A 3053-nucleotide genomic window follows, 5' to 3' on the forward strand; every position below is an offset into this window, starting at 1 on the left:
CGCACCGGCGCTGGCCGGCGGTGCGATGCGCCGCCCCAGCGCCTGCAGCCAGGCCGCCCGGCCGGGCTTGAGCAGGCGTAGTGCGAGCGCGCCGCGCAGCTTGCGCGCGGTGCCCGGGAACTGTTTCTTCAACACCACCCAGGCACTGACCAGCACCGCCAGCGCGATCACCAGGTACTGCAGCAGCAGCGAGGCGCTCATCTCAGCCGGCTCCCAGCGCCACCGCAACCTGGTAGGTGACCAGCGAGGCCAGATACGCCAGCGCGAACAGGTAGAACGCGGCGAAGCTCATCTGCTTCCACGAATTGGTCTCGCGCTTGATCGTGGCCAGGGTGGAAATGCACATCGGTGCGTAGATGTACCAGACCAGCAGCGACAGCGCGGTGGCCAGCGACCAGCCGTCGTGGATCAGCGGCGACAGCGCCTGCGCGACGGCATCGTCGTCGGCCGCCGACAGTGCGTAGACCGTCGCCAGCGAGGACACCGCCACCTCGCGCGCGGCCAGGCCGGGAATCAGCGCAATGCAGATCTGCCAGTTGAAGCCCAGCGGCGAGAACACCGAGGTCATGGCGTGGCCGATGCGGCCGGCGAAGCTGTAGTCGATCGCCGGCAGGGTGGCGTCGGCCGGCGGCGCCGGAAAGTTCAGCAGGAACCACAGCAGGATGGTCAACGCCAGGATGATGCCGCCGACGCGCTTGAGGAAGATCGCCGCGCGCTCCCACAGGCCCAGCGCCAGATCGCGCAGGTGCGGCACGCGGTAGGACGGCAGTTCCAGCAGCAGCGGATGCTCGCCCTTGTCGCGGCGCCACTTCTTCATCGTCCACGACACCACCAGCGCACTGGCGATGGCGGCGAAGTACAGGCCGAACAGCACCAGCCCCTGCTGGTTGAACACGCCCCACACCTGCCGCTGCGGGATGAACGCGCCGATCAGCAGCGCGTACACCGGCAGCCGCGCCGAACAGGTCATCAGCGGCGCCACCAGGATGGTCGCCAGGCGATCGCGCGGATCCTGGATGCTGCGCGTGGACATGATGCCGGGCACGGCGCAGGCGAAACTGGACAGCAGCGGGATGAACGAGCGCCCGGACAGACCGGCCGCGGCCATCATGCGGTCGAGCAGGAACGCCGCACGCGGCAGGTAGCCGGATTCCTCCAGCGCCAGGATGAAGGCGAACAGGATCAGGATCTGCGGCAGGAACACCACCACCCCGCCGAGGCCGGCGATGATGCCGTCCACCAGCAGGCTGTTCAGCGGCCCCTCCGGCAGGGTTCCGCCGATCCAGGCGCCCAGCGCCTTGGTGCCGCCATCGATCAGGTCCATCAGCGGCGCCGCCCAGGCGTACACCGCCTGGAAGATCAGGAACATCACCACCGCCAGGGTCAGCAGCCCGGCCACCGGATGCAGCAGCCAACGGTCCAGCGCGTCGTCCACCCGCGAGGTGCGGGTCGGCATCGACACCGCCGCCGCCAGGATCGCGCGCACCTGCTGGTGGTAGTCGCCCTGCCCCTCGCTCGGCGCCACCGCCGGCGGCAGTGCCGGCGCCAGTGCGTCGAGCCGCTCGACCAGGGCGCGGGCGCCGTTGCGGCGCACCGCCACGGTCTCGATCACCGGCACGCCCAGCGCCTGTTCCAGCGCCTGGCGGTCGATCTGGATACCGCGGCGCTGCGCCGCGTCGACCATGTTCAAGGCCACCAGCATCGGCTTGCCCAGCTCGCGCAGTTCCAGCGCGAAGCGCAGGTGCAGGCGCAGGTTGGTGGCGTCGACCACGCAGACCAGCACGTCCGGCGCCGGCTCGCCCGGGTAGAAGCCGCGGCACAGGTCGCGGGTGATCGCCTCGTCCAGGCTGGCCGGCTGCAGGCTGTAGGCGCCGGGCAGGTCCAGCACCGCGAACTCGCGCCCGGACGGCGCGCGGAAGCGGCCCTCCTTGCGCTCGACGGTAACGCCGGCGTAGTTGGCGACCTTCTGCTTGCTGCCGGTCAGCTGATTGAACAGCGCGGTCTTGCCGCAGTTCGGGTTGCCGACCAGGGCCAGGCGCAGCGGCGCGGCCACCGCGCTCACGAGCGCACCTCGTCCAGCGCACTGACCTGCACCCGTGCCGCCTCGCTGCGCCGCAGCGCGAAGCGCGTATACCCCACCTGCACCAGCAGCGGTTCGCCACCGATCGGCCCGCTGGCCAGCACCTGCACCTGCTCGCCGGCGACGAAGCCCAGCTCGCGCAGACGCCGGGCGATGGCGTCGTTGGCCTGGCGGTCGTGCACGGATTCCACGAGGGCGCTGCTGCGCAACGGCATGTCGGACAACGTCACAGCACGTTCCGTCGATAAGAATGGTTATCAATTGTAGCATCGCCGCGGCGCGTCATGGCGGGACCGGCACGGCCGGCTATGATCGCCGTATGGCTGCCGTTTCCCCTTTGTACGAGCGTGTTCGATGAGCGATGCCCTGTTGTTGCAACGATCCGGCAAGGTCCTGACCCTGCAGTTGAACCGACCCGAGGTCCGCAACGCCTTCGACGCCGCGCTGATCGCCCAACTCAGCGACGCCCTGCTGCAGATCGGCGCCGATCCGCAGGTGCAGGTCGTGGTCCTGGCCGGTGCCGGCGCGGCGTTCTCGGCAGGTGCCGACCTGCAGTGGATGCGCTCGATGGCCGGCGCCGGCGAACAGGAGAACCTGGACGATGCGCTGGCCCTGGCGCGGCTGATGCGCCTGCTGGACGAACTGCCCAAGCCCACGGTGGCGCGAGTGCAAGGCGCGGCGTTCGGTGGCGCGGTGGGCCTGGTCGCCTGTTGCGACATCGCCGTGGCCGCCACCGATGCGCGCTTCGCGCTCAGCGAAAGCCGGCTTGGCCTGCTGCCGGCGGTGATCTCGCCATACGTGATCGCGGCGATCGGCGCGCGCCAGGCGCGGCGCTGGTTCGCCAGCGCGGAAACCTTCGACGCCGCCACCGCGGCGCAGATCGGCCTGGTCCACCAGGCGGTGGCGCCGGAGGCGCTGGACGCGGCGGTGCAACGCCAGGTCGCCCTGCTCGGCCAGGCCGGGCCGCTGGCCG

4 protein-coding genes are annotated in these 3053 nt (G+C 70.6%); 1 reads left to right on the forward strand and 3 read right to left on the reverse strand.

Going from position 1 to position 3053, the window contains the following annotated elements:
- The 3 genes from D180_RS06680 to D180_RS06690 form a co-directional block, all read right to left on the reverse strand.
- The coding region (locus D180_RS06680) for a DUF6587 family protein (RefSeq protein WP_017912186.1) at window positions 1-201 on the reverse strand (201 nt) is incomplete at its 3' end.
- Between the two features lies 1 nt (window position 202).
- On the reverse strand, window positions 203-2062 hold the full coding sequence (locus D180_RS06685) for a ferrous iron transporter B (protein ID WP_017912187.1): 1860 nt from the start codon (window positions 2060-2062) through the stop codon (window positions 203-205).
- The gene (locus D180_RS06690) at window positions 2059-2310 is read right to left on the reverse strand and encodes a FeoA family protein (RefSeq protein ID WP_026144392.1); all 252 of its coding nucleotides are present in this window, start codon (window positions 2308-2310) and stop codon (window positions 2059-2061) included. The genes D180_RS06685 and D180_RS06690 overlap by 4 nt, the downstream gene beginning before the upstream one ends.
- A gap of 124 nt (window positions 2311-2434) precedes the next feature.
- On the opposite strand from D180_RS06690, the gene D180_RS06695 reads away from it, so the two are divergent.
- The coding region (locus tag D180_RS06695; protein ID WP_017912188.1) for an enoyl-CoA hydratase-related protein at window positions 2435-3053 on the forward strand (619 nt) is incomplete at its 3' end.

Origin of the sequence: Xanthomonas sp. SHU 166 (assembly GCF_000364685.1) — a bacterium.
Taxonomy (GTDB): domain Bacteria; phylum Pseudomonadota; class Gammaproteobacteria; order Xanthomonadales; family Xanthomonadaceae; genus Xanthomonas_A; species Xanthomonas_A sontii.